Below are 24,801 nucleotides of genomic sequence, written 5' to 3' on the forward strand. Positions count from 1 at the left end.
GTCATCGTGTTCACTGATCAAACTTAATGGAGCTGGCGGGGCCAGATCAGCCAATCATGCGTGTCGTCCCATAGGGAACAAATCCCGCCTTTCACCATGCCGAGATCATCCAGTTGCTGTAGACTGAGTTCAGAATTCGCCAAGGCCACCCAGCCAAGACCGGCATCCAATGAGAATCGGGAGGCGCCGACATCCAGTGAAGCCTTGATGGCTTCGGTGGCGTTAGCCACCGCGACCGCATACGTTACGTGCCGAAGTTGGCCGCTTTCTATGTAGCCAATTGAAACCATCCAACCTGCTGCCATGTGTGCAATCCGATATGGAGACTGCCCCAGCTTACTCTGCGCCACTAAGCGCAAAGCGCACCTACTAATAGTGGGAGGTTGGAAGGGCCGGCTCCCTTAGGCTCGCAACCTCAAGAGGAGTGGCAGATTTGACGAGCGAGAAGCGGATCAGCGTTGAACGGCCGGCGATCCTGACGTGTCTCCGTCGGGTGCAGGCGTGGCGCAGGCACGGCTCCAGCGGATGCTAGACTTAGACTAACCGATCCCACATCGCCAGAATGATCCCGCGCGACACAAGTCCATCAAAGCCGCGCAGCACTACTTAGCCATCTCGACGCGCGCCATAATCATTCTGATTGGGCTGACGGAACGCTAGGCATATGGTTCCGTGGGCCGGACCCGCTTGCGTAGCGATCTCACGTCGCGCCGAGAACGGCTCAGTCGCGGTCAGTGTAGGGATGCACGTTGCCACCGCTATGCTGTCCGCTCGGGCTTAGAGGCCCCCAGAGGTACTGGGTCCGTTCTTTTGAAGCGTCCACACAGGACACTGCCGCTGACTGACATACGCGAAGCGCTCTCCTGATCCGTCATGTAATGGTGAGTATTATGTTCTGGACCGATTCTGATGGCGTCGAGTTTAGCCTTATAAGCTTAGCGGGGATATCGCTCGTCGTCAGCGTAAGTTGGCTGCTGATCGGGTGAGCGTCCTACTTCTCGTGATGAGGACAATTCGGCCTCGGCGTGTAGCCTCTTCTTTTGGGGGGCGCGAAGTTGACTCTTCGCTTTGATGATGTGGAACAATTTACCACGGCTTGGTGCTCTTTCCGGGGCGTTGCGACCGTCCTTTCCAAGGTGGGACCATGACGGAGGAACACCGCGATTGGACTCTCATCATCGTACTTCTGAGTATTGCCGGCGCCGTGCTGCTGGTTGAGCGTATGTTCTAGACCTAGACGGCTATTCGAACCGGTTTTTACCGGCCTGCGTCATCCTCGTGTAGGTGCCGCTCTCGTGGATGGACTCTAGCGAGCCACGCGGGATCGCCCTTTTGTAGCCCAGCAGTGAACTCTCGGTGGCGCTACCTGGCTATGTTCTGTTAATATCAGTATTGTAGAAGTTTTCGGTAAGGGGCCGTTGGCATGACGCGGCCCGTTTCATTGTCTCACCCTAACCGGAGAGAATTAGGGCATGTGTATATTCCGGCAATCAGCAATGATTTTTCGGAAGCGGAACGGGACGAACGCGTGCGAACGGACTCAATCGCTGGACTGAGACCGAAGAGCGCTTGCTAGTTGCGCTGCACAAGTCCGGGATGGATCACCGGCCCACAGCGCTCCAGTGCGGCGCCAACCTTCGAGGCTATCGAGATCGAGGGAGTCATGGTGTCAATTCGCCCTGATTTCATCGTCGGCGGCGGCGGAGGTGGGACCATGGCGTCGCGGTGCTCGATAGCGTCGGCACGGAGATCGGGCGAGAGGTTATTGGCGAGATGCCTCGCTGAGGAGCGACCCAAGGCATCCAAAGTTCGCCGCTCTCCTTCGTCGATCCAGAATTTCACATTCGCTATATGCGACATAATATGCGCTCCGTGTACTGGTGGTTGGCAAAGTCGGTCATTGCGACTGCCGAGCCGTTAACGAGCTATCGCTGAAAGTTGGTGACGGCGGGAATCGGGAAGGCGGCATATCGTGGGGGTGCTTGACGCCTCCACTTCTCCACCGAAGGAGCGATATGCCGTGTCCAAAGATAACATCATCAAGTTGATTCAGCCAGGAAACGTCGACGATCAACTCACCGAAATCTTGCGCAATGGGGCGCGTGCTCTGTTGGCCCAGGCGGTCGAGGCCGAGGTCGCGGACTTTCTCGGCAAGCATGCCGATTTGAAGACTGCGGACGGCCACCAGCGCGTCGTGCGCCACGGTCACCTGCCGGAACGCGAGGTGATGGATGGTATCGGTCCGGTCGGCGTCCGCCAGCCGCGTGTACGCGATCGCGAGGCGGAGGCTACCGATCCCGACCGCATCCGGTTCTCTCCGTCGATCCTGCCGCCCTACATGCGCCGCTCGAAATCGATCGAGACGCTGCTGCCGATCCTTTACCTGAAGGGTATCTCCACCGGCGACTTCTCCGAGGCTCTGGCGGCGCTGCTCGGCAAGGATGCTGCCGGGTTGTCGGCATCCGCCAGCGGCCGTCTGAAGGACGGTTGGCTTGACGAACACACCGCGTGGCAGAGGCGCGATCTGTCGGCGAAGCGCGACGTCTACATCTGGGCCGATGGCATCCATCTCCAAGCACGCCTCGAAGACGAAAAGCATTGCATCCTGGTGCTGATCGGCGCGACGCCGGAAGGCCGCAAGGAACTGGTCGGCCTCACCGATGGCGCCCGCGAGAGCGCGCAGGACTGGCGCGATCTGCTGCTCGACCTGAAGCGGCGCGGGCTCGGCGTGCCACCGCGGCTCACCATCGCCGACGGCGCGCTCGGGTTCTGGAAGGCCGCCGGCGAGGTCTGGCCGAAAACGCGCGAGCAGCGCTGCTGGGTACACAAGACCGCCAACGTGATCGCCAAGTTGCCGAAGAGCCAGCAGCCTAAAGCCAAACGCGCGTTGCAGGAGATCTGGATGGCCGAAACCAAGGCCGCCGCCGAGCTGGCGTTCGACGCCTTCATCGAGAGCTATACGCCCAAATACGAGAAGGCGGCCGACTGCCTGAGCAAGGATCGGGACACGCTACTGGCGTTCTACGACTTCCCGGCCGAACACTGGAAACACCTGCGGACCACCAATCCCATTGGAAGCACCTTCGCTACCGTGCGCCACCGCACGATCCGATCGAAGGGCTGCCTGTCCAACAGAACGGCGCTCGCGATGGTCTTCAACTGCTTGAGGCCGCGCAGAAAAGCTGGCGTCGTCTCGATGGCCACAACCAGTTGCCAAAACTCGTTCTCGGTGTGACATTCAACGACGGGATCGAGGTCATCGCCAAACCGACCGACCGTCAGCCCATAACCGCCGCCGCCTGACCGGCCGCACCGTCACCAAAATTTGGCGATAGCTCTCGTGCTCATCGGTCGATGATGACTTTATGCCTCAACGCATGTGATGCAGCCGGATCGGCACAGTTTTCAGTGACGATCATTAACTAGGGTGGTCATGCCCCCATCAGCAGGTCAATTGCGAGCATTGGTAGTTGATCGCTTGCGGCAATTGTCGTCGATGAGGGGCTTGACTATTTGGCAGGCCGTCGGATCGACCCAGCCCAGAAGGGCGGCCAGAAGATCAGGTTACACCGGCAGACCTGACCACGTCCCGCGCCGCTGAAGCCTGGACAGGTTCAGGCCACGCCTGCTGATGTCCTCAAGCTGAAATATGCCCACCAGGATGCGACGCAGCCGGCGGGAGCGAAGCAATGAGGTATCCGCTGTCTAACGCAGCCCCGATGCTTGGCTCGCTGGCGCCATGCGCGGCCCACGCTCAGGAAAACACGCCAGAGCCGATCCTGCGGGTGACGCTCGATCCGCCCTGCGTCGTGGTGAGACAGGCCGCCACGCAGCGGATCGAGGTGCTGGCGCCGAACTACAAGACGGCGCCGCCCAAGCTGCCAGAGTTCCAACCGTGCAATGTCCTGACGCGGCAGCTGCGCAGCCCCTATGAGAGCGAAGAGCGCGACGGCCTCACTGATGGCGGTGTCTGGTTCGAATTCGCGATCCATCCGCAGGAGCCGGGCAGTTATGCGATCTCTGGTCTGACGATCGTCGCCAAATACGCGGCCGATCCGCCGGCCACACGCGAGGCAACGCTCACGCTCCCCCGGATCGCATTTCAGACCTTCATCCCGCATGTGGCATCCGATCTGCCCTTCCTCGCTGCAGGCAGTCTGTCGATCGCGCTGACCATCAATCGCTCGTCGGATCGGCTCGAGACCGGGAATGCCGTGACGCGAACCGTCACTATCGAGGACCGAGGGCATTCCTACGATGCTGTTGTCGCCGGCGAAATTTGCTGCCTAGACGGGCTCATGCTCTACCCCGCTCAATCGTCGCTTCAGACGCCGGCGCGCAAAGAATCGACGTGACGCATTTCGATGCGGTGACCTGCATATCGAGGCAAACCCGTCAGCGAACGGCGCATCGCCGGTTGGTACGTCCGGCGCACGCCGGTCGTGAGGCGTATTGCGCGGCGTGCTCGCGCGCGACTGGCTGCAACAGTTCGAACCGGTCGCGCCACGCATGCGATCGAGGCATTGCGGCTCGCTGCCCACGATCCTGTACTCGACGCCGAGATCAGCGTGGTCGAGCGCGCGCTCTTCCGCGGCAGCCGTTCAAAGCGATTCTGGAGAAGGACAGCAGGGCGCTTGCCGCCAGCGGCGAGAAGGGCCTGGTGCAGATTAATGGCGGTGCCGTATGCCGGCATGACCACCGATGCGTTCGCAAGCTCAGTGCGCGGCTGGCTCGGACGGCTCAGTTGCGGTGCCAGTTTGGAGGCTACGACGGCAAGATCCAAAACTGCCTGCCGATCACCAAAGTCTGGAACTACACGGTTCGGCTCTACCGGGCGACGATGGCAATTGCCCGAGGCAAAACCGGCGGACTGAATACGCAAGGAGGTGATGCGAAATGAAAGCGCTCATCTTCGAGGGGCCCGGTAAAAAGTTTCTCGCGCAGCGACCGAAACCGGCCATCCTGGAATCGGGAGACGCCATCGTGCGGATCGTGAAAACCACGATCTGCGGCACTGATCTCCACATCCTCAAGGGTGATGTAACGACCTGTCAGCCCGGCCCAATTCTAGGCCATGAGGACGTGGGCGTCGTTGACAGGTTGGCTGTGGCGTGACCGCTTTCAAGGCGGGTGACCGCGTCCTAATCTCCTGCATTCGTCCTGCGGCAAATGCGACTTCTGCCGGAGAGTTATGTATTCGCACTGTCGCACCGGCGGGTGGATCCTCGGCAACAAGATCGACGGCACGCAGGCCGAATATGTCCGGACGCCGCTGCCGACACCAGCCTCCACCATTTGCCTGATGGGGTCGATGAGGGAGCTCTCGTCATGCTCAGCGACATCCTTCCCACCGGATTCGAGTGCGGCGTGCTCAACGGCAAGATCTCGCCCGGCTCCGCCGTCGCCATCGTCGGTGCCGGCCCCGTCGGCTTGGCTACGCTGCTGACCGCACAATTCTACTCGCCTGCCGAGATCATCATGATCGATGTCGATGACAAGGTCACCGGGCGGCGAGATGACGGCGCTCGAGATTGGCTGGAATCCGGCCTCTACCCGAAAGGCAACGCGCGGACATGGGCCGAGCTCGGCCCGTCCCGGATCCGGCCGCTCCTGGTCGTGAGCGCGATGGTCTATGGTAAGCGTAGCTCTGCGGCTCTTTTGATTGGCTCTTGACGCCCTATTTTGATCGTAGCTTTTGCCGACGTGGCTTCCAAATTCCGGACAATGCGTTGACGGCGGCCTCAAGCGCCTGGTCGACGACGTTGGGATCAAACCGCTCCGGGCCCCAGAGGCGCATATGTTCGTGCTCCGGATGGGTGGGGTCACCGATGGCATCGAGGTATTCGGCATAGCCTGGCGCACCGCCGACGTCTTCCGGAGGACAACGACCGGCGGCCTCGAGCAGGAAGGGCATGCCCTCCGTCGTGGTGTTGTCGAACCACTTTTCGAGCTTGATCACGTGATCCCAGCTGTCGCCGAAGTCATAGAGATAGTGGATCGTCTTGGCGCCGGTCTCTCGAACGATATCGCAAAGCCGCGCTTTACGGGCATCAATGGGCTGGTGGCCGTAAGCATTGTCGGGGTCGGGAATCCCCCAATGTGCCTCACCAGCGAAGAACTCGAAGAGGTGACTGTTCGTCCAGCCGAATGCCTCCTGAAGCGTCAGATGCAATCGATCAAGGCGTAGGGTAACGGGTACGACAAGGCGACGCATCACCTCCGGCTTCACATCCTTGAGAGTTACCTTGATCCGGACCGCGGTCGTGTTCAAGCTCATGCCGCCAGCCTCGGATCGTGTGCATGCATCGTATAGGTCGACGCCCAGGGAAGCAGCTCGTCCAGTCGCGCCGCTGGCCAGCCATTGACGAGCTTCGCGAGAACGTCAGCGAGCCAGTGCTCGGCACTGACGCCATTGAGCTTACAGGTCTCGATTAACGAAGCGAGAACTGCCCAATTCTCGGCGCCCTCGTCGCAACCGGCAAAAAGGGAGTTCTTGGCGTTGAGCTTGATCGGCCGCATCGCACGCTCGACAGCATTCGTGTCCATCTCGATGCACCCGTCATAAAGATAGAGCGTCAAGCCGTCCCAATGACGCAGCGCGTAACGCAGGGCCTTCGCCGTGTCGCTCTTCTGTGCAAGGTGATCAAGCTTGGCCTCAAACCACTGCTTCAAGGCTGTCGCCAGAGGTCGGGCATGCGCCTGCCTGCCAGCACGGCGCTCGACATCTGATCGGCCGCGGAGCGCTTTTTCGACTGCGTAAAGTTGGGCGATGCACTCAAGAGCCTCGCGGGCAACCGGAGCTGGCGCCGGAGCGGCCTCGCGCTCGATCTTCACAAACTGGCGCCTCAGATGCGACCAGCGGAAGGCGAGCGTCCCGGACAAGGCGTCCGCACGCGTCTCTCGGGTCATAGTCTTGTAAGCCTGATAGCCGTCGCAGTGGATGATGCCGCGAAAGCCCTCAGGCAGCTGCAAGCCATGAACGGCCCCACGGCCCGGTGCATAGGCGTAAACCACGCCAGGTGGGTCAGGTCCGGCCCAGGGCCTGTCATCGCGTGACAGCGCCCAGAAGTAGCCGGTTTTGGTCCTGCCGCGCCCCGGATCCAACACCGGTGCGGGGGTCTCGTCGACACAGAGCTTCGAAGAGCCGAGCAGAAGCTGGCGCAGACGATGCCACAAGGGCTTCAATTCCTGGGCGGCATAGCCGACCCAGAAGGCGAGCGTAGAACGGTCGATGGCGATACCGTGCGTCGTCAGCATCTGCGCCTGGCGGTAGAGCGGCAAATGCCAATGATACTTGGCGTCGATCACATGCGCGACCAGCCGCTCGGTCGGCAGTCCTCCCCTGATCAATCGCTCGGGAGCAGCATGCTGGAGGACGACGCCGTGACAGACGCGGCAGGCCAGTTTGGGGCTGCGGGTGACGATGACGCGATACTGCGCCGGTACGACGTCCAGCATCTGGCTCTCATCGTGACCGATCTCAAAAAGGGCGCCTGCGCAGCACGGGCAGCAGGTTGCAGCGGGCATCAGGGTCTCGACGATGCGTGGCAAATGCTCCGGCAGCTTGCCACGATTGGCCCCGCGCTTGGAAGTTCTCTTCTCGCAGGTTCTTGGATTGGCGTGATTCTCGGCTGCTTCGAGAGCCGCGACGGCCTCTTCGATGTCCTCCAAAACAAGCTGTAGCTGATCAGCGTCCAGCTTTTCCGACGATCGACCGAACTGCGCATCTTTTGCAAGCTTGAGCAACCGCTCGAGCCTGGCGCAGCGATCCAGCAGAGCCGCGGCAAAGACACGCAAGTCGCCTGGATCGCTCGGCAGCCATCAGGTAAATCACTCATTGGCCCGAGTCTGCCATGCTTCGCGCCACGATGCAGCGAAGATTTTATGTCCTACGCAAAGCGCTTTCGGCTGCGGGATTCGAGGCGCATGCATGCGTGTCCACTCAATGCCGGCCAGAAGCGCGGACAGCTGCGCGACATTCACCCGCATGACGCCGGCCACGATGGGAGGACATGAAGCGGCCGCCATCGAGCCGTTTCCAGTACATCACAAGGCCGCTGCCATCCCAGACGACAATCTTCACCCGATCAGCGCGCTTCGCACGGAAGACCACCACCACACCCTTCATCGCGTCTTGGGTTGAAGCTTCCACGGGGTAAGATGAGGGCCGCCGGCTAAGTTGGGCACCTAAGCCCGGACGATCTAATCCATCTGCCATGTGGGCAGTCACTTGATGCTCCCGCGCTTTGCGCAATATCGCGTCGCACTTTGGGCATGCCGGCATCTGGTCAGCGCAGTTCCTTAAGCGCGCCGCCTCTTCCAACAGACGGTCAGTAAGGGGCTTTGCTTGCTTGAAAAGCATTCGGTGTTTGATCATGCGCTTTATCTCTGCCGAGAGAAACCTATGATGGGTCGCTGGCAATACCATCGCGGGCCGCCCGCGCCAGTTCTGACTTTGACGATTTGGTGTCCCGCGACATCGGGGCCAAGCAACCAAGCCCAGCAACGAGCGTGCCAAACGACCGCACGCGGCCCGAAAGGCTCTGGTCAGCGGTGCCTTGAGAATTGGGGCGGCTCGATCCTAGCCGGTATCAGGACGCCACGTCCGTGAGATCAGCGGATCATTCCGATCATCATATATGGTCACAAGCTCGCCAGCTCTCACGCCGAGGCCCTTCAAGTCAGCTTCGCGTAGTTCGGAATTCGAGATCGCTGCTTCGCCCGCGCTGGCCGCCAACGAAGCCTTTACGGCTTCTGTCGCATCGGCCATTGCGACCGCATAGGTTACATATCGAAGCTTGCCGTCGGCTTTGGGAACGCCGATCGAAACCATCCATCCTGCTGCCATCTCACTCGTCCGATATTCAAGACAGGCGGTTACTCTACGCATCCACGCTTAGTAGCCACCTCCCAATAATGGGAGGATTGCAGATCCGTGGCGGCCCAGTCCGTAGGATCACGGGACCCTCTTCCATGCGTAGCGCGAGCTGCGCTAGGCTACGACTTGGAGGAAAGCCGCCGTGGCGAGCAAGTTTGAGCGGATCGACACTGTCGCGCGGCCGGCCATCCTGCCACGCCTCCTCCGTGTGCAGGCGTGGCGCAGGGCGCGGTTCCAGCGCCTCCTATCTGATCCCAACATCGCACAGAATGACCCGGGAAGGCTCAAGTCTATCAAAGCGGCACAGCACTACATGGCCGTCTCCGTGCGCGCCAAAGCCATCTTCGCCGGGATCATCGATCGCTAGGGGACGCCGGGGGCAGCGCAGCATATAGCCAAATCAAGCATCGGGCCGTAGAGCCTGCCAGCTCCGATCAATAGTTCTTCCGCGACAATTTCGATAGCGCGCCAGCTTTCCGCCACGAGCGTCTTTGCTTTCGCCTCATAGTGCTCGCGCGGCTCCGGCAATTGCGTCATTGCGCTGGTGATGTTGGCTTCGTCATCGCCAGCACAAAGCAGCCGGCCGGTGAAGCGAGCTTCCGCGAATGGCCCTGCCATCGTGATCAAGTTTTCAGTCTTGGGGCTGGCCTTCTCGTGCCACACGTGCCCAATGCGACCCATAAAAGGAATGATGGCAACACACGCGACCTCTATGTCTAGTGCGCGAGCAATCACTGCATGCCCCGCCTCGTGATATGCAGCGATCTCGCGCTCTTCGAATACTTCGGTGTACTCCTGTTCGATATCCGGAGGATGGCAGCGCGACCCTAGGGGCCTGACATTGCTAGGGCGTAACTTTAACGCGCGCATCCGCGTTATGGAAGAGAGCTTCCGTTTTGGAGGCCGCCTAGGTGTCGGCCTACTCGCTTCGAGCTTCGCGATCTCGGCAAGCACGACGGCCGTTGCGACCTTCCCTTGAGACCATTGTGTGGGCGCCTCAATGGCGATCTTCAACGCCTCTTCACGGGTTATGGCATGATCTCCGCAGCGTGCACTAGGCCGATGCTACCGAAAGACGCGCGAGCGGCTGGAGGAGCCGCTCGCGCTAGCGCAAGGCTGCGCGGACTTCGCCATCTCATGGGGGTTGCGCGAAAGTATGAGAAGCCGAGTCCAAACGTCTCTCAGCAACTCGCATGCCAGACCGTCGCGACGCAAAAGAGGCGAAAAGCCGCGCAGCCTTTCCACAGGTCACGATCCACACGAAGCGCGGCGCTAAGGCCAGCACCGTGAAAAGGGTGCGGACGGCGGAAGGAGCCGCCCGCACGAGTTGCTGGTGGAGACTTGGCCGTCTCACGAGGTTCATCAGTAAGCAACCAAGCCATAAGGGGGTAGCAACCGGCGTGCCAAATAGTCGAAATGCAACTCTGCTCGAAGGAGAGGCAGAACGCATCGCTTCCAGCTTTGGCCCGAGGCTTCCAGCTTTGGCCCGAGCAATTTCTCGCAATTCAAATGGCGGCTTCCGGACACATGTCATCAATCGGACACGGGTGAGCGAGATCAGACGTGCAGCGCTTTTAGTGACTTTGGGGTCGCGAGATGATTGGGTCGATCTAGTCATCGAGTATAGCGATCAGCTCGCCGGGCTCCACGCCGGCCTTTGCAATTGCTTCTCTTCGATCGGGCAGTTTAGGATTGCGGCCTTTGCCCCCGCAGTCTTTCAGGGGCAGCTTCACGGCTGACCGCAAAGTTACATACCTGTTCGTCGTCGTCGCTGTCTTCCTTGAGGATGGTGACCGCCACTATCCAACCATCCATCTTGCTGCACCTTGGAAAGAGTCCTTGCTATGTGAGGCCGGCTCGCACCGATAATCTTGCAAATCCGGAGCCACCGGACTTATCAACGCCGCGCAGCACCGCACGGTCGTCTATGCATGCCAAAGTCATTCTGTTGGGGCTGATAGGCGCTAGGCATATGCCGCGCGGAAAGGCGAAGGTCTTCTCAGCCCTATGGGCGAGACGCTAGGTCTTTACGCTCTCTTAACCACTCATGCTGCGGATGTCAGGCAGAAAGCAGGTGACTGCCATGACACTCGACGAATTTGTCGCTGCCGATATCGCTCATCTTCGAAAGCCAATTGCGATCGGCGATAGCTGCCCGCCAATAGCGGACAAGAACAGGCACAGCGCGCTAATCGCAGAACTCGATGCATCGCTCGAGACGATTGATCAGCCGCAGAGCGCGGCCTGGTCAGGCTAGATGCGGTAAGGGGCCCTGCTCCGAGCAAGGGGGCATGATGGTGGCTGTCCCCTGATCAAACGGGGTCACGACTTGAGTCGGCCCAAGCATCCTGAGACGGAGGGTTGCCGTGGAGAACTAGGCCGGAATCGACGTGTCATTGGAACTGTCGAGCGTGTGCGTTGTGATGCCCAGGGTAAAATCCTGAAGGAAGCAAAGGTCGCGAGCGAACCCGACGCCTTACTCAACGGCGCGATGGTTTCCAGTGTCATGTAACGGGCACGCTGGACGGCCCATTCATCGTTCTGCTCGAGCAGGATCGCGCCGATGAAGCGGAGATGGCATCCTCGTTGGGGAAGATGCCAACCACCTCGGTGCGCCGCTTGATCTTGCTGTTGAGGCGCTCGATTGGGTTGGTGGAGTGCAGCTTGGTGCGATGTTGCGGCGGGAATTCATGTAGGCCAGCACATCGGTCTCCGCTTCGTCGAGGAAGTCGGCAAGCTTGGGCAGCTTGGGACGAAGCTGGTCGGCGACCTTCCGCCACTTTACTTGTGCGGCCTCGGCATCGTCCTGGGCGAACGCCGTGGCAATGAAGGCGGAGACGACGCGCTGCCCGCTCTTGCCGGCGCGCGCCAGCGCGTTGCGCATGAAGTGGACGCGGCACCGTATTGCCAGCCGGCGTTGAGCACTTGGCGACGGTGGCCTTGATGCCCTCATGGGCGTCGGAGACGACCAACTTGACGCCACGCAAGCCCCGGCGAGCGAGCTTGCGCAGGAACGCCGTCCAGAACGTCTCGGCCTCGGAAGGGCCAATATCCATGCCGAGAACTTCGCGCCGGCCGTCGCTGTTGACGCCAACAGCGACGATCACTGCGACCGACACGATACGCCCCTGCTGGCGTACCTTCACGTAGGTGGCGTCGATCCACAGATACGGCCAGTCGCCCTCGATCGGCCGGGCGAGGAACGCCTTCACCTTGTCGTCGATCTCCGCGCAGAGCCGGCTCACCTGGCTCTTGGAGATGCCGCTTATCCCATCGCCTGGACGAGATCGTCGACTGAGCGGGTCGAGACGCCCTGCACATAGGCTTCCTGAACTACGGCGGTGAGCGCCTTCTCGGCCATCCGGCGCGGCTCCAGGAAACCCGGGTAGTAGGAGCCCTTGCGCAGCTTGGGGATGCGAAGCTCGACCGTGCCGGCCCGGGTCTCCCAGGTCCGGTCGCGGTAGCCGTTGCGCTGGGCCAGCCGTTCGGGGTTCTTCTCGCCGTAGGCCGCCCGGTGTGGCCCTCGACTTCCAGCTCCATCAGCCGCTGGGCGCAAAAGCCGATCATCTCGCGCAACAGATCGGCATCAGGGGTCTTCTCCACGAGCGTGCGCAGGTTCATCATATCGTCGGTCATCGGTGGTTCCTCGGTTGCGTTGGCGTGTCGCAACCCGATCCTACCGGCGAATCGCCGGTGACCACCGCAAAGCCGCCCGCCCGCTACGGCGCTATTTGAGGCGCGCGTACGGGCGGCTTTGCTCTACCGAGCTACACCATCACTGGGACACGACCGGATTCTCATAGAGCAGTTTCTCGGTGGCTCGCGCATCATCCACATGTACGGGAAAATACGAGACGATGTAGCCAACGCTATTCAGGTTGACTGAGAAGCAGAGGGCACGGTCTTAGAAGCTGCGTTCGGCCGTGGCACCGGCGAATGTCATATGAGAATGAAGCACCTTCTTGATGTGGTACATGCTGTGTCAGCGGGGTTGCGTGTGATCGATCCTCACGACAAGCAGGAGTCGTACCAGCAAGGTCGTTGCCAGCACCAATGTCTGTCCCTCAACTGCTGTGACATCGGCCAATGAAACGCCTTCGAATGCCACGACATCATCTGATGAAACGTTCGCCCAGAATGGCCAGGAACGGAAGCTCGCCTTCGTCAGCGCATCCGTCGACCGCCGGACGACCAGTCCGGATCGCCTCGTGAGGCCAGCTTCGCCGTTTGTGGTGCAGGCCGGCACAGTCATTCCGGCCGCTCTCATCACGGGCATTCGATCCGATCTACCGGGGCAAATCACGGCGCAGGTGACGGAAGCTGTCTATGACAATCCAACGCGGCGAGCTCGAAGGCTGATCGGCACCTACGACAGCCAGGCGGCATTTGGCCAGTCGCACGTACTGTTGGTTTGGACGCGGCTGATTATGCCGAACGGGCGTTCGATCGTCCTGGAACGGCAGCCTGGCGCAGATGCATCTGGATACGCCGGCCTCGAGGACGAGGTCGACAATCACTGGAAAGAGCTCTTGGGCGCGGCAGCGCTTTCGACACTGCTGGCTGTTGGCACGGAGGTCAATTCGGGCGCGGACGCAGGCAACACCAACAGCGACCTCATTGCTGCGCTCCGGCGTGGAGCGGAGGATTCCGCAAATCAGACAGGACAGCAGCTGGTTCGCCGCAATCTCAACATCCAGCCAACGTTGACGATCCGCCAAGGATTCCCGGTGAGGGTGATCGTCAACCGCGACCTGGTGCTCGAACCATATAGAGGATAACGCGATGGCCAAGCTCAAGCTTGGAGCGATCGAAGACGACAAACCGATCAAAGTGGCGCACGAACTGCCGGCAATCGTCCACCGGGACCTCGCTGCCTACGCTGAAATCCTGGCCCGGGAAACGGGACAACCCGTTCAGGATCCAGCCAAGCTGATCGCACCTATGCTGGCGAGTTCATGGCGGCGGACAGGAGCTTTCGCAAAGCTCGGCGCGCGCGTTAGCGTGCGAATGGAGGCGAGGGGTAGCGCTCTGACAGCAAGTTCAATGCGGCCAACTTGGGTTGTCGTTGTCCGCTCGCGAATATGCCCAAGAGTCGAGCCGGCCGCGGCCGGTTCCGTCGCGCATTCGCGTAGAAGAGGCTCGCATACGATTCCTGCGTTCGTGCTAATCAGGCTCGCGGCGGCGGCTGACACCGTGGCGCTCGATTTTTGGCGCCTTCAGGCTAAACTAGCTTGGAAAACAAAAAATCCCCAAAGGCTTTCCGTCTCTCGTAGTTCTGCATCGTCACGCTATCGCCGTGGGTGCTGATGACGGACTATCGCTGGGCATGGCTGAAGAGGAATATTGGCGCGTTCCAACCCAATGATCGATCGCGGCTCAGCATCGACTTCAGATCGCGCTTATCAACTGTCGACTTCGGCGGAGTAGAATAACACATCCGCGATCATGATCATTTTGCGTCGTGATGCAAGCCGGTTGATCCGCATGCTGGCCAGCATGTGCCGGGACTTACATGTTGAGGATCCAACCGGTCGCTGTGTTGAGAAGAAGGCCGTTCACGGAATACATTATTACCGAGTGGCCTGGGCTGACGGACGGCCGGGAGAGTCGCCGCGGACTCGTCGTGCAGGATTGCCTTCCCTTAAGCCCCCACTTGCCGGGGATGAGCTGGATCACTCTGGTGGCCTTTATTGCTCTGGCCGAGATACGCCCGGTACGCCAACTTAATGCCTTCCTCCAGTGAGGTCTGGGCACGCCAGCCGAGCCTGGCCAAATGGCTGACGTCGAGCAGCTTGCGCGGGGTGCCGTCCGGGCGCGACGTGTCGAAGCTGATCTCACCGCGATAGCCGACGGCCGCCGCCACCAAGAGTGCGAACTCGGCGATAGTGATGTCTGCGCCGGTGCCGATATTGACCAGGTCCGGCGACGAATAGGTCTTCATCAGGTGGATGCAGGCGTCGGCGAGGTCGTCGACATAGAGGAATTCGCGGCGCGGCGTCCCGGTGCCCCACACCACGACGTTACCAGCGCCTGAGACCTTGGCCACGTGGAAGCGGCGGATCAGCGCGGCGACGACGTGGCTGTATTCGGGATGATAATTGTCGCCGGGACCGTAGAGGTTGGTCGGCATCACGCTGATGAAATCGGCTCCGTACTGGCTGCGATAGGCCTCGGCCATCTTGATACCGGCGATCTTGGCAATGGCATAGGGCTCGTTGGTCGGCTCCAGCGGACCGGTCAGCATCGAATCCTCGCGCAGCGGCTGCGGCGCCAGGCGCGGATAGATGCAGGACGAACCGAAGAACATCAGCTTCTCGCAACCATTGGCGTGCGCCGCCTGGATCACGTTGGTCGATATCGCGAGATTGTCGTAGAGGAATTCGGCCCGCAACGTGTTGTTGGCGACGATGCCGCCGACCTTGGCGGCGGCGAGGAACACGGCCTGCGGCCGCTTCGCGGCAAACCAGGCGTTGACCGCGGCCTGGTCGCGCAAATCGACCTCGCTGCGCGATACCGTCAGCAGATCGGCCTGTTCGCGCGCCAGCCGGCGCATCAGCGCCGAGCCGACCATGCCGCGATGGCCGGCGACGAAGACCGTCTTGCCGTTCAGTTCAAACGCCGTGCTTGCCATGGGCCGCATCCTGCTTGGCCTCAGCGAGATCGCTGGCGACCATCTCCTTCACCAGCTGCGCGAATGGCGTCTTCGGCGCCCAGCCGAGCTTGGCGCGTGCCTTGCTGGCATCGCCGATCAGGAGATCGACCTCGGTCGGGCGGAAATAGGTCGGATCGATCTGCACCAGGGTCTTGCCGGACGCCTTGTCGACGCCGACCTCGTCGACGCCCTTGCCGCGCCATTCGATGCTGCGGCCGACCTCCGCAAACGCCAGCTCGACGAACTCGCGGACCGAGCGCGTCTCGCCGGTCGCGAGCACGAAATCATCAGGCTCGTCGGCCTGCAGGATTTTGTGCATGCCTTCGACATAGTCGCGGGCATGGCCCCAGTCACGCTTGGCATCGAGATTGCCGAGATAGAGCTTGCTCTCGAGGCCGACCTCGATGCGGGCGACGGCGCGCGTGATCTTGCGCGTCACGAAGGTCTCGCCGCGGATCGGGCTCTCATGGTTGAACAGGATGCCGTTGCTGGCGAACATGCCATAGGCCTCACGGTAGTTCACCGTGATCCAGTAGCCGTAGAGCTTGGCGACGCCATAGGGCGAGCGCGGATAGAACGGCGTCGTCTCCTTCTGCGGCACCTCCTGCACGAGCCCGTAAAGCTCCGAGGTCGAGGCCTGGTAGAACCGCGTCTCCTTTTCCATGCCAAGGATGCGGATCGCCTCCAAGAGGCGCAGCACGCCGATGGCGTCCGCGTTCGCAGTATATTCCGGGCTCTCGAAGCTGACCTGGACGTGGCTCTGGGCGGCGAGGTTGTAGATCTCGGTCGGCCGGATCTGCTGCATCAGCCGGATCAGATTGGTCGAATCCGTCATGTCGCCGTAGTGCATCAGGAACGGCACGTTGCCGGCATGCGGGTCCTGGTAGAGATGGTCGACACGCGCGGTGTTGAACGAGGACGACCGGCGCTTGATCCCGTGCACGGTGTAGCCGAGGCCAAGCAGATATTCGGCGAGATACGCGCCGTCCTGCCCGGTCACGCCGGTGATCAGCGCCACGCGCCGCTTTGAATTCTGAGCCGCCATGGTCTCTATTGGTTGCGCCGTAAAGAGCCCCCCTTAAGAACGCCAGTTGTGAAGCGGCTGCGAGAGATCTAGATGCTCAAGCGCGCTCCACCCGCAACTAGAGGAAAGCGATCGTCAGCTCCGATCATACACATCATATATTCATGTACACTACATACATTGATTTATACCGATCCGGCAGTTGCTCCCAATATTAAAATCATTCGGACCTGGCTTATCGTGGCCGGATAAAGCGACGTGCTGAGGTTAGCCAGTTGCAAGTGAGGAGATCGGCATTGCATTGATAGAATCGCAGCATGCAGGCCGACACCCAGCCACAGCCTGTGCATAGATAGTCGTCCGTTAACAAGCGGGATTGAGGGCGACTGGGGTTGCGAAGGCGCGCCAAAGGACGATCAGGATGAAGCGCAAGAGCTTCCTGAGCCAGGCGAGGACGCGGCGGAAGTTATAGCCGATGGCGGAGAGGATGACGTTGGCCGCATCGCCGGCACGGCAGGTAGCAGCGGCCGAGGTGACCATCGACTTTCAGGTGTCCGATGATGGGTTCGATGGCGGAGCGGCGGCGCAGCTCGCGCTTGATGACACCGAAGACGCCGCGCTTCTGGCCAGAGATGAAGACGCGACGGGGATTTTGTGCGTCGTGGCCGCGATATCCCTTGTCGACATAGGCCCGCTCGATCGCGCAGCCGGTGAGTGTCTCGGTGCGGTCGATGACGTCCCGCAAGGTGTGACCGTCGTACGGGTTATCGGGTAGCGCCCTGGCGTGCAGCACGAACAGGCCACCGTGAGCCCGGCGGTTGTTGGTGACGATAGAGGCTTTGACACCGAACTCGTAAGGCGCGGCTGCTTTGCCCTTGCCGATGCATTCCACCTCCGGGGCGTGGAAGGAATAGAGCTTCCAGCCGCGCTGGCGCTGCTGCTGCGCGCGAATCTGCGTGGCCCGGCTGAGCGAGAGGGCGAACGCGTTCTCGAGCACAGCCTGACCTTCGATCTTGCAGCGGATATCGCGGATGATCCGGCCCAGCCGGCTGCGCAGCTGCCGGTGATGCCGCTTGAATTGCTTGGCATGGGCGTAGCGTCCAGCCATCATTGCCGCGGTCTTGGCAATGCGAAGATAGGACTGCCGCAGCTTGACCCCGTGCTTCCTCGCCAGGCGGTTGGGCCCCTTGATCGCCGCGTGCAGCAGCTTGGCGTCGGTCGGGAAGGTGATCGCCTTCGGCTGCACGGTGGTATCGACCGTGACCTGCTTGAGGTCTTGGCTGCGTAACGCGCCGGCCTCGTGCGCCACCCGCAAGCTCTCGGCCAGCAACAGCTCCAGCTTGTCGCCGAGCCGCTTGCGCCAGTGGCTCAGGTCCGAGCGCTCGTGCGGGAACGCGTGCTGAAAGAACTCTTCGCCGGTGAAGTACTGGAAATACGGGTCGTGGACCCAACGCTCGCACACCCCCTCATCGGGCAGGCCGTAAATGTGCTTGAGCAGCAGCAGCCCGATCATGAAGCGGGTCGCGATGCCTGGCCGACCGTTCTCGCTATAGAGCGGCGCGATCTCGCCGTCGATCCAGTCCCAATCGACCTTGCCGGCGAGCTGAACCAGCTCGTGCTTCATATTGATGATCTGGTCCAGCCTGGCCCGGAACAGATCGCCCGATCCCGTCGTCTTGTGCTTCTTCGGTCGCATCGCCACCTCCGATGCAACGACGGAATCATGACTGGCGATTCGACGGAATCCCGAAAATGAAACTGCAAGGTTCCGATGTCCGAAGCATCAAAGCCCTGCAATCCGAACAATCCAAAACGACAAATGCAACTCAATCGCTTAGCCGCTCTTCACGGACGACTAGATATCGCAGCCCACAATGCGTACCGCTCACTCAACTTCCAACAGAACACTCAGCCTAGGGCGCAGCAAGCTCATCGACCGTATCGATGACAATCGCTTCTGCTGGTGCAGGAAATACGGGGAGCTTGCAAACACTTGTATAGTTCTTCGAACGTTTCGACATCGAAAGTTTACCTTCGTACAATCGAGCTATCGATATTGATCGCTTAGTCTGATCTCGACAAGCGGAGCATGCATCTGTCCGAGTATCGCATGTTCGCCTGAACGAGCGCGACAAACATTTCCAGTAACAAATGGCAACACACGCTAGAGCAGCCCCGCAACTAGGTCGACAGCAGACCATTCGGAAGCCGCGGCTTCGCGAACTTGGGGTGCATTGATCAGCATGTGTGGAATTGTCGGCATCCTGGGGCGTGGTCCGGTCGTTGGACAGTTGGTCGCTTCGCTCGAGCGGTTGGAGTATCGTGGCTACGACTCCGCAGGCGTTGCGACGCTCGAAGGTCTCCGTATCGAGCGGCGCCGCGCTGAAGGCAAATTGAGAAACCTTGCCGAGCGGCTGCACCGGCAGCCGCTATCGGGTCATATCGGTATTGGTCACACCCGATGGGCGACTCATGGAAGGCCTACCGAAAGAAATGCCCATCCGCATGCGACGGAAAATGTCGCGGTCGTTCATAATGGGATCATCGAGAATTTCCGCGAGCTGAGAGCCGAACTGGAACAGAATGGAGCTCATTTCAGTTCAGAGACCGACACCGAGGTGGTGGCTCATCTCGTTGAATCCTATCTCATGAATGGCTACTCGCCACAGCATGCGGTGCAGGCGTCGGTGCTGCGGCTGCACGGAGCCTTCGCGCTGGTATTCCTGTTCAAAGGCCACGACGATCTTTTGATCGGTGCGCGCAAGGGATCACCCCTTGCGATTGGGCATGGCAATGGCGAAACGTATCTAGGATCGGACGCGATCGCGCTCGCACCCTTGACCGATTCCATTGCCTATCTTGAAGATGGCGACTGGGCCGTGCTTACCCGCACGACTTGTGTGATCCACGACGCGGACGGCACTATCGTCCACCGGGAAACATCAAAGTCAGGCGCGTCGTCACTCCTGGTAGATAAAGCGAATTACCGCCACTTCATGGCTAAGGAAATCCACGAGCAGCCGATGGTGGCCGGGCAGACATTGGCTCATTATGTCGATATCGGCGCCGAGCGCGTAGCCCTGCCGCTGACTCTACCGTTCAACTTCAATTCGATTCAGCGAATCTCGATTACGGCCTGCGGCACGGCGAGCTATGCCGGTTACATCGCCAAATACTGGTTCGAGCGGTTAGCACGCCTGCCGGTCGAAATCGATGTGGCATCCGAGTTCCGTTACAGGGAGGCGCCTTTGCGTAAGGGCGATCTCGCGATCGTCATCTCGCAGTCGGGGGAGACTGCCGACACACTGGCTGCGCTGCGTTACGCCAAGAGCCAGGGTCTGCACACGATATCTGTAGTCAACGTCCAGACCTCGACGATTGCGCGTGAGAGCGAATCCGTGTTGCCCACGCTGGCGGGACCGGAAATCGGCGTCGCCTCCACCAAGGCGTTCATCTGCCAGCTAGTGGTAATGGCGGCGCTTGCCCTGGCAGCAGGCAAAGAGCGCGGTAAACTGCACGAGATCGATGAATCGAAGCTTGTCCGCGAGCTTATCGAAGTGCCGCGGCTGATTGCTGCGGCGCTGTTGATCGAGCCGCAGATCGAGAAACTCGCGCGTCATGTCGCCAAGTCGAGCGATGTGCTCTATCTCGGCCGCGGCACATCGGCCCCCCTGGCACTGGAGGGTGCGCTCAAGCTGAAGGAAATCTCGTATATCCATTCAGAAGGCTACGCCGCTGGCGAGCTCAAGCACGGACCGATTGCATTGATTGATGAGACGGTGCCCGTGGTGGTGATCGCGCCATACGACGCGGTCTTCGGAAAAACTGTCTCGAACATGCAAGAAGTCGCGGCTCGCGGCGGCAACATCATCTTGATCACTGATGCGAAGGGCGCTTCGGAAGCGACGGTGGATACGCTCATGACCATTGTGATGCCGGACATGGGTGGAAGCTTTACGCCCATGGTTTATGCCATCCCGGTTCAGCTTTTAGCCTATCATACTGCCGTCGTTATGGGGACGGATGTGGATCAGCCGCGCAATTTAGCAAAATCGGTCACCGTCGAATAGCCGGCCGCGGCAATGTCGAGGTGCTTCTCCGTTGTCTAGCCATCAGGCTGCGGTGGCTGCCCCATCTGGTGGATTCAAAATCCGGAAAGGCTGTAGTCTCGCGCTTATCCATGGTTGGTCATGGTTGGCGGATACTTGGTTGTCGCCAATTCTGGTAACTGTTAGCAGGCCGTGCGCTCCCCCGGACTTATCGAGACTGCAATCTGGGCATACGTCTAGCATGGCGCGCGGCATCAGAAGGAGAGCGTTCGACGGCTGATTCAATCAGGTGAACTATCGATCGAACCCGCTCCTGATAGGCTGACATTGCGAGCCATGCTCGTAGCCTCACCAATCCCGGCAACGCCAATGCGACGTGCATTGGTGCCGCTTTAGGAAAGCTTGCCGAAAGGATGAGAGGGCATTCACGGTCGAGCTATCGCTGAAAGTTGGTGACGGCGGGAATCGGGAAGGCGGCATATCGTGGGGGTGCTTGACGCCTCCACTTCTCCACCGAAGGAGCGATATGCCGTGTCCAAAGATAACATCATCAAGTTGATTCAGCCAGGAAACGTCGACGATCAACTCACCGAAATCTTGCGCAATGGGGCGCGTGCTCTGTTGGCCCAGGCGGTCGAGGCCGAGGTCGCGGACTTTCTCGGCAAGCATGCCGATTTGAAGACTGCGGACGGCCACCAGCGCGTCGTGCGCCACGGTCACCTGCCGGAACGCGAGGTGATGGATGGTATCGGTCCGGTCGGCGTCCGCCAGCCGCGTGTACGCGATCGCGAGGCGGAGGCTACCAATCCCGACCGCATCCGGTTCTCTCCGTCGATCCTGCCGCCCTACATGCGCCGCTCGAAATCGATCGAGACGCTGCTGCCGATCCTTTACCTGAAGGGTATCTCCACCGGCGACTTCTCCGAGGCTCTGGCGGCGCTGCTCGGCAAGGATGCTGCCGGGTTGTCGGCATCCGCCAGCGGCCGTCTGAAGGACGGTTGGCTTGACGAACACACCGCGTGGCAGAGGCGCGATCTGTCGGCGAAGCGCGACGTCTACATCTGGGCCGATGGCATCCATCTCCAAGCACGCCTCGAAGACGAAAAGCATTGCATCCTGGTGCTGATCGGCGCGACGCCGGAAGGCCGCAAGGAACTGGTCGGCCTCACCGATGGCGCCCGCGAGAGCGCGCAGGACTGGCGCGATCTGCTGCTCGACCTGAAGCGGCGCGGGCTCGGCGTGCCACCGCGGCTCACCATCGCCGACGGCGCGCTCGGGTTCTGGAAGGCCGCCGGCGAGGTCTGGCCGAAAACGCGCGAGCAGCGCTGCTGGGTACACAAGACCGCCAACGTGATCGCCAAGTTGCCGAAGAGCCAGCAGCCTAAAGCCAAACGCGCGTTGCAGGAGATCTGGATGGCCGAAACCAAGGCCGCCGCCGAGCTGGCGTTCGACGCCTTCATCGAGAGCTATACGCCCAAATACGAGAAGGCGGCCGACTGCCTGAGCAAGGATCGGGACACGCTACTGGCGTTCTACGACTTCCCGGCCGAACACTGGAAACACCTGCGGACCATCAATCCCATTGGAAGCACCTTCGCTACCGTGCGCCACCGCACGATAGCCTGTCCAACAGAACGGCGCTCGCGATGGTCTTCAAACTGCTTGAGGCCGCGCAGAAAAGCTGGCGTCGTCTCGATGGCCACAACCAGTTGCCAAAACTCGTTCTCGGTGTGACATTCAACGACGGGATCGAGGTCATCGCCAAACCGACTGACCGTCAGCCCATACCCGCCGCCGCCTGACCGGCCGCGCCGTCACCAAAATTTGGCGATAGCTCTTCACGGTCTCGCGTCAGGTTTTGGTAAGGCAGTCAGCCTATCAACTCCGCCGGGTCTAACAAGCCTGAACCAAATGCGGAAGTGTATGCCCGCTGGGAGCATCAATCGCCATGTATAATCGGATCAATGGCTCCAATCCTCACGCTTTGTCGAAGCTGACGAGCAAGGGGATGCAAACAGCTTCGCGGATGCGTTCGCCAATATGCGCTTGGCCGCGCCAGGCCCCAGTGGCAGCTCATCGTCGGCAACAAGACCGTATTCGCTCGTTCAAAACCCTCCTGTGGTGGAGATCAATAGGCTCAGACCTATCACGGCGAAGAGATCAAGTACATCGCCGACAACCCGCAAGAGTACTCAGATTTCGTGTCCGCAAGAGCAAGGCGAACTGCGGAAATTGCTGAGGACTATGGAACAACTCGAGATTCCGATAATGCGCGATACTTCAGCTGCCAATTAGGAAACAAGAGTGTCGGGCTTCTAAGAATGGAAGGCGGCGACAGCATGACAGAGTTCGACGTCAAGCGATGGCGGGAGCTGTTTCCTGGGCGAACGGGGGCTACCTCGAGTGTAGATCTTCAGGTCGTTCATCCGCTTGTCGAGAACGCTGGCGATATTCTGCTCGAGCATCGACTTCGAATGGACGGTAAGGCCGTTGCTCAATTTGCGTCGACCCAGAGACGTCAGAAAATTGGATAAGGAACAGTGATGGTGAATGGCGGCGAAATGGCGCTGCCGCGCGATATCTTTCCGAAATTGGCAACTGTGAGAACGGTGATACCGAGATCGCAGAAGGCTCAGCGACATACGATTGCGAGGATGATTTTATGTGACTAGAGTATAGTTGCGTGGAACGTATCTCGTCGTGCTCTTCGCGCCGTCTTTGCTGCGCTAGGCGGCCTTGGGGAAGGCTCACAGTCAGAAGAGCTCCTGCGCAGAGAAGATGGTACGCAGACTGAGCCGGCCGGCGTAGTCTTCGCCGAGCTGCTAGTGCCTGGTGCGCTCTGTGACAGCATTGCACAAGCCGATAGATCGAATTGGCGGCGTCGTAATAACTTTACGAGGCGCGGCCAAGATCCGCCCGGCCGTCGAAAGGAGGCCGGGCATTTTGCACGCAGATTATGTGGGGTATCTGGAGGCAAAGGTCTTCCGGGCGATCTGATGAGGCCCAAGAGTTCATGAGGAGCAAAGGAGCAGCCTGAGATAGGGCGTGAAGGAGCTACGGAGCGATTGCTGCCTCCCAATAGACAAGGAGGATAGAAGCTGTGACGGCTGTGACGGGCGGCGCGGTGAACAGGAGCTCGTCCCACAGAGCTTTTCGCCCGACGACCAACATCGATGATGAACAAGACGCAAGCAATTGGTTCGAAAATGCTTTCCGGAGAGCTCCTGGGCTGAGCAGAGCTCTTTCGTTGTTGAAAATAGTATGCTTGCTGCAACGAGACCGAGCTAAGCAAGCGCGCGAACCTGTCGAATCCTGTCCGGGAGGAGGATCACCCTGAGCACCAGCCTACGGAGATTGAACGGATCCGGGAGTGCCGAGTACCGCGAGCCTCGCGGCGGCAACGTTGGTCTTGATCAACGCGGCTAGCGGGCGGAGCACGTCAAAGGATCAATAAGCCAAAGTAAGAAATCGACCGCTGGTGATGCCGGCCGATTTCGGGGAGTTCATTCCAGTAGATCGTACGAGCTCGAGATAGGATTTCAACATGCAGGTCTTGAACCCTGCTTGAGCGAACTCGCGGGTGACGAGCCTAAAAAAGCGGACCAACCAATTAGACTGGAGCGCGCGGACCCAGCCTCTGGGAGTTCTAATTACAGGCGCAGCGTGCTCGGCGCCAAGAAGCTGATCGATGTCGTGTAACGTGAGAAGTGCGCAGATTGGACATGAGGTTGGCGGTCTTCTGGATTAGGTGTGCCCCCCGTCGCGATTCTCCTGCAGTGCAGCATCGAGGCACTCGATCAGCGTATGCCCGGCGAAGGGCTTGGCCAGAAAGCCAATCGCTCCCGCGTCCAGGGCTGAGGTGCTCACGCGGTCGTTCGGGAACGCAGTAATGAAAATGAACGGCACACGGTGACCCCTCGCCCGCATTTCTGCCAACAGGTCCAAGCCGCTCATAACCGGCATCTGCAGATCCGAAATTACGCAGGAGGTTTCGTTCAATCGCGGTGACCTCAAGAAGTCCTCGGCCGACGCAAACGTTTGGACGATGTAGCCACGCGATTTCAGAAGGTTCTCTGTCGCCGCGCGGACCGACGCGTCGTCGTCAACGACAGATATTAAAGGCGTGCACAAGACGTGCCCTCCGGACGCGGGAATGGCGGCTGCCGCAGCATTAGCCACCCTCGGCGAAAAGTGGGCT

The 24,801-nt window shown here is 60.2% G+C and carries 17 protein-coding genes and 6 pseudogenes; 10 read left to right on the forward strand and 13 right to left on the reverse strand.

Annotation, left to right across the window (positions count from 1 at the left end; all coding sequences use genetic code 11):
• Positions 1 to 23 precede the first annotated feature (23 nt).
• Entirely contained in the window at positions 24 to 305 is a 282-nt protein-coding gene (locus V5279_RS06210) for a hypothetical protein (RefSeq protein ID WP_338695897.1), read from the reverse strand.
• A gap of 1,715 nt (positions 306 to 2,020) precedes the next feature.
• Here V5279_RS06210 and V5279_RS06215 point away from each other — a divergent pair.
• Together V5279_RS06215 and V5279_RS06220 are read left to right on the forward strand one after the other, a co-directional pair.
• A pseudogene (locus V5279_RS06215) lies at positions 2,021 to 3,303 on the forward strand (IS256 family transposase).
• Positions 3,304 to 3,719: 416 nt separating this feature from the next.
• A complete protein-coding gene (locus V5279_RS06220; RefSeq protein WP_338695898.1) occupies positions 3,720 to 4,355 on the forward strand; it encodes a hypothetical protein in 636 nt (211 codons plus the stop codon).
• Here V5279_RS06220 and V5279_RS06225 read toward each other — a convergent pair.
• Entirely contained in the window at positions 4,325 to 4,882 is a 558-nt protein-coding gene (locus V5279_RS06225) for a hypothetical protein (protein WP_338701907.1), read from the reverse strand. The genes V5279_RS06220 and V5279_RS06225 overlap by 31 nt on opposite strands.
• A gap of 14 nt (positions 4,883 to 4,896) precedes the next feature.
• On the opposite strand from V5279_RS06225, the gene V5279_RS46925 reads away from it, so the two are divergent.
• Both V5279_RS46925 and V5279_RS46930 read left to right on the forward strand, forming a co-directional pair.
• Positions 4,897 to 5,115, forward strand: coding sequence for an alcohol dehydrogenase catalytic domain-containing protein (locus tag V5279_RS46925; protein ID WP_414645690.1), 219 nt, complete (start codon positions 4,897 to 4,899; stop codon positions 5,113 to 5,115).
• Between the two features lie 213 nt (positions 5,116 to 5,328).
• Positions 5,329 to 5,673 carry a hypothetical protein gene (locus V5279_RS46930; protein WP_234600305.1) on the forward strand — a complete coding sequence of 115 codons (345 nt, stop codon included), beginning with the start codon at positions 5,329 to 5,331 and terminating at the stop codon, positions 5,671 to 5,673.
• 4 nt (positions 5,674 to 5,677) lie between these two features.
• On the opposite strand, the gene V5279_RS06235 is transcribed toward V5279_RS46930, so the two are convergent.
• The 4 genes and pseudogenes from V5279_RS06235 to V5279_RS06245 form a co-directional block, all read right to left on the reverse strand.
• Positions 5,678 to 6,277, reverse strand: coding sequence for a plasmid pRiA4b ORF-3 family protein (locus tag V5279_RS06235; RefSeq protein ID WP_338695900.1), 600 nt, complete (start codon positions 6,275 to 6,277; stop codon positions 5,678 to 5,680).
• Positions 6,274 to 7,838: pseudogene (tnpC, locus tag V5279_RS06240) on the reverse strand (IS66 family transposase). Before tnpC ends, V5279_RS06235 begins: the two are co-directional and overlap by 4 nt.
• A 104-nt stretch (positions 7,839 to 7,942) precedes the next feature.
• Positions 7,943 to 8,428, reverse strand: coding sequence for an IS66 family insertion sequence element accessory protein TnpB (tnpB, locus tag V5279_RS46935; RefSeq protein ID WP_414645691.1), 486 nt, complete (start codon positions 8,426 to 8,428; stop codon positions 7,943 to 7,945).
• Positions 8,429 to 8,581: 153 nt separating this feature from the next.
• Positions 8,582 to 8,848, reverse strand: a complete 267-nt coding sequence (locus tag V5279_RS06245) for a hypothetical protein (RefSeq protein ID WP_173643880.1) — start codon at positions 8,846 to 8,848, stop codon at positions 8,582 to 8,584.
• A gap of 172 nt (positions 8,849 to 9,020) precedes the next feature.
• Here V5279_RS06245 and V5279_RS06250 point away from each other — a divergent pair, with 172 nt between their 5' ends.
• A complete protein-coding gene (locus tag V5279_RS06250; protein ID WP_176529017.1) occupies positions 9,021 to 9,245 on the forward strand; it encodes a hypothetical protein in 225 nt (74 codons plus the stop codon).
• Here the strand turns inward: V5279_RS06250 and V5279_RS06255 are convergent.
• Positions 9,242 to 9,892 (reverse strand): hypothetical protein, encoded by a 651-nt coding sequence (locus V5279_RS06255; RefSeq protein ID WP_176529018.1) that lies wholly within the window; start codon positions 9,890 to 9,892, stop codon positions 9,242 to 9,244. The genes V5279_RS06250 and V5279_RS06255 overlap by 4 nt on opposite strands.
• A 1,069-nt stretch (positions 9,893 to 10,961) precedes the next feature.
• Here V5279_RS06255 and V5279_RS06260 point away from each other — a divergent pair.
• Entirely contained in the window at positions 10,962 to 11,135 is a 174-nt protein-coding gene (locus V5279_RS06260) for a hypothetical protein (RefSeq protein ID WP_176529019.1), read from the forward strand.
• A gap of 247 nt (positions 11,136 to 11,382) precedes the next feature.
• Here the strand turns inward: V5279_RS06260 and V5279_RS47195 are convergent, their stop codons facing one another.
• Complete coding sequence (locus V5279_RS47195) at positions 11,383 to 12,123, reverse strand: IS256 family transposase (protein ID WP_422653176.1); 741 nt, start codon at positions 12,121 to 12,123, stop codon at positions 11,383 to 11,385.
• A gap of 20 nt (positions 12,124 to 12,143) precedes the next feature.
• Positions 12,144 to 12,434 (reverse strand): transposase, encoded by a 291-nt coding sequence (locus tag V5279_RS46950; RefSeq protein ID WP_414645692.1) that lies wholly within the window; start codon positions 12,432 to 12,434, stop codon positions 12,144 to 12,146.
• 457 nt (positions 12,435 to 12,891) lie between these two features.
• Between V5279_RS46950 and V5279_RS06270 the strand changes: the two are divergent.
• Positions 12,892 to 13,656, forward strand: a pseudogene (locus V5279_RS06270) (TrbI/VirB10 family protein); the annotation flags it as partial.
• 4 nt (positions 13,657 to 13,660) lie between these two features.
• Positions 13,661 to 13,878, forward strand: a pseudogene (locus V5279_RS06275) (DUF2274 domain-containing protein).
• A gap of 641 nt (positions 13,879 to 14,519) precedes the next feature.
• Here the strand turns inward: V5279_RS06275 and fcl are convergent.
• From fcl to V5279_RS06290, 3 genes and pseudogenes are all read right to left on the reverse strand, one after another.
• Positions 14,520 to 15,509: a GDP-L-fucose synthase gene (gene fcl / locus V5279_RS06280; RefSeq protein WP_338695907.1), complete on the reverse strand. Its 990-nt coding sequence runs from the start codon at positions 15,507 to 15,509 to the stop codon at positions 14,520 to 14,522.
• Positions 15,490 to 16,575: a GDP-mannose 4,6-dehydratase gene (gene gmd / locus V5279_RS06285; protein WP_338695909.1), complete on the reverse strand. Its 1,086-nt coding sequence runs from the start codon at positions 16,573 to 16,575 to the stop codon at positions 15,490 to 15,492. The genes fcl and gmd overlap by 20 nt, the downstream gene beginning before the upstream one ends.
• Before the next feature lie 342 nt (positions 16,576 to 16,917).
• A pseudogene (locus V5279_RS06290) lies at positions 16,918 to 18,250 on the reverse strand (IS5 family transposase).
• 547 nt (positions 18,251 to 18,797) lie between these two features.
• Here V5279_RS06290 and glmS point away from each other — a divergent pair.
• Positions 18,798 to 20,624, forward strand: a complete 1,827-nt coding sequence (glmS, locus tag V5279_RS06295; protein ID WP_338695911.1) for a glutamine--fructose-6-phosphate transaminase (isomerizing) — start codon at positions 18,798 to 18,800, stop codon at positions 20,622 to 20,624.
• Positions 20,625 to 21,134: 510 nt separating this feature from the next.
• A pseudogene (locus V5279_RS06300) lies at positions 21,135 to 22,405 on the forward strand (IS256 family transposase).
• Positions 22,406 to 24,347: 1,942 nt separating this feature from the next.
• Here the strand turns inward: V5279_RS06300 and V5279_RS06305 are convergent.
• Positions 24,348 to 24,734 (reverse strand): response regulator transcription factor, encoded by a 387-nt coding sequence (locus V5279_RS06305; RefSeq protein WP_207835033.1) that lies wholly within the window; start codon positions 24,732 to 24,734, stop codon positions 24,348 to 24,350.
• Positions 24,735 to 24,801 lie beyond the last annotated feature (67 nt).

Origin of the sequence: Bradyrhizobium sp. 26S5, from assembly GCF_036923295.1 — a bacterium.
Taxonomy (GTDB): Bacteria; Pseudomonadota; Alphaproteobacteria; order Rhizobiales; family Xanthobacteraceae; genus Bradyrhizobium; species Bradyrhizobium septentrionale.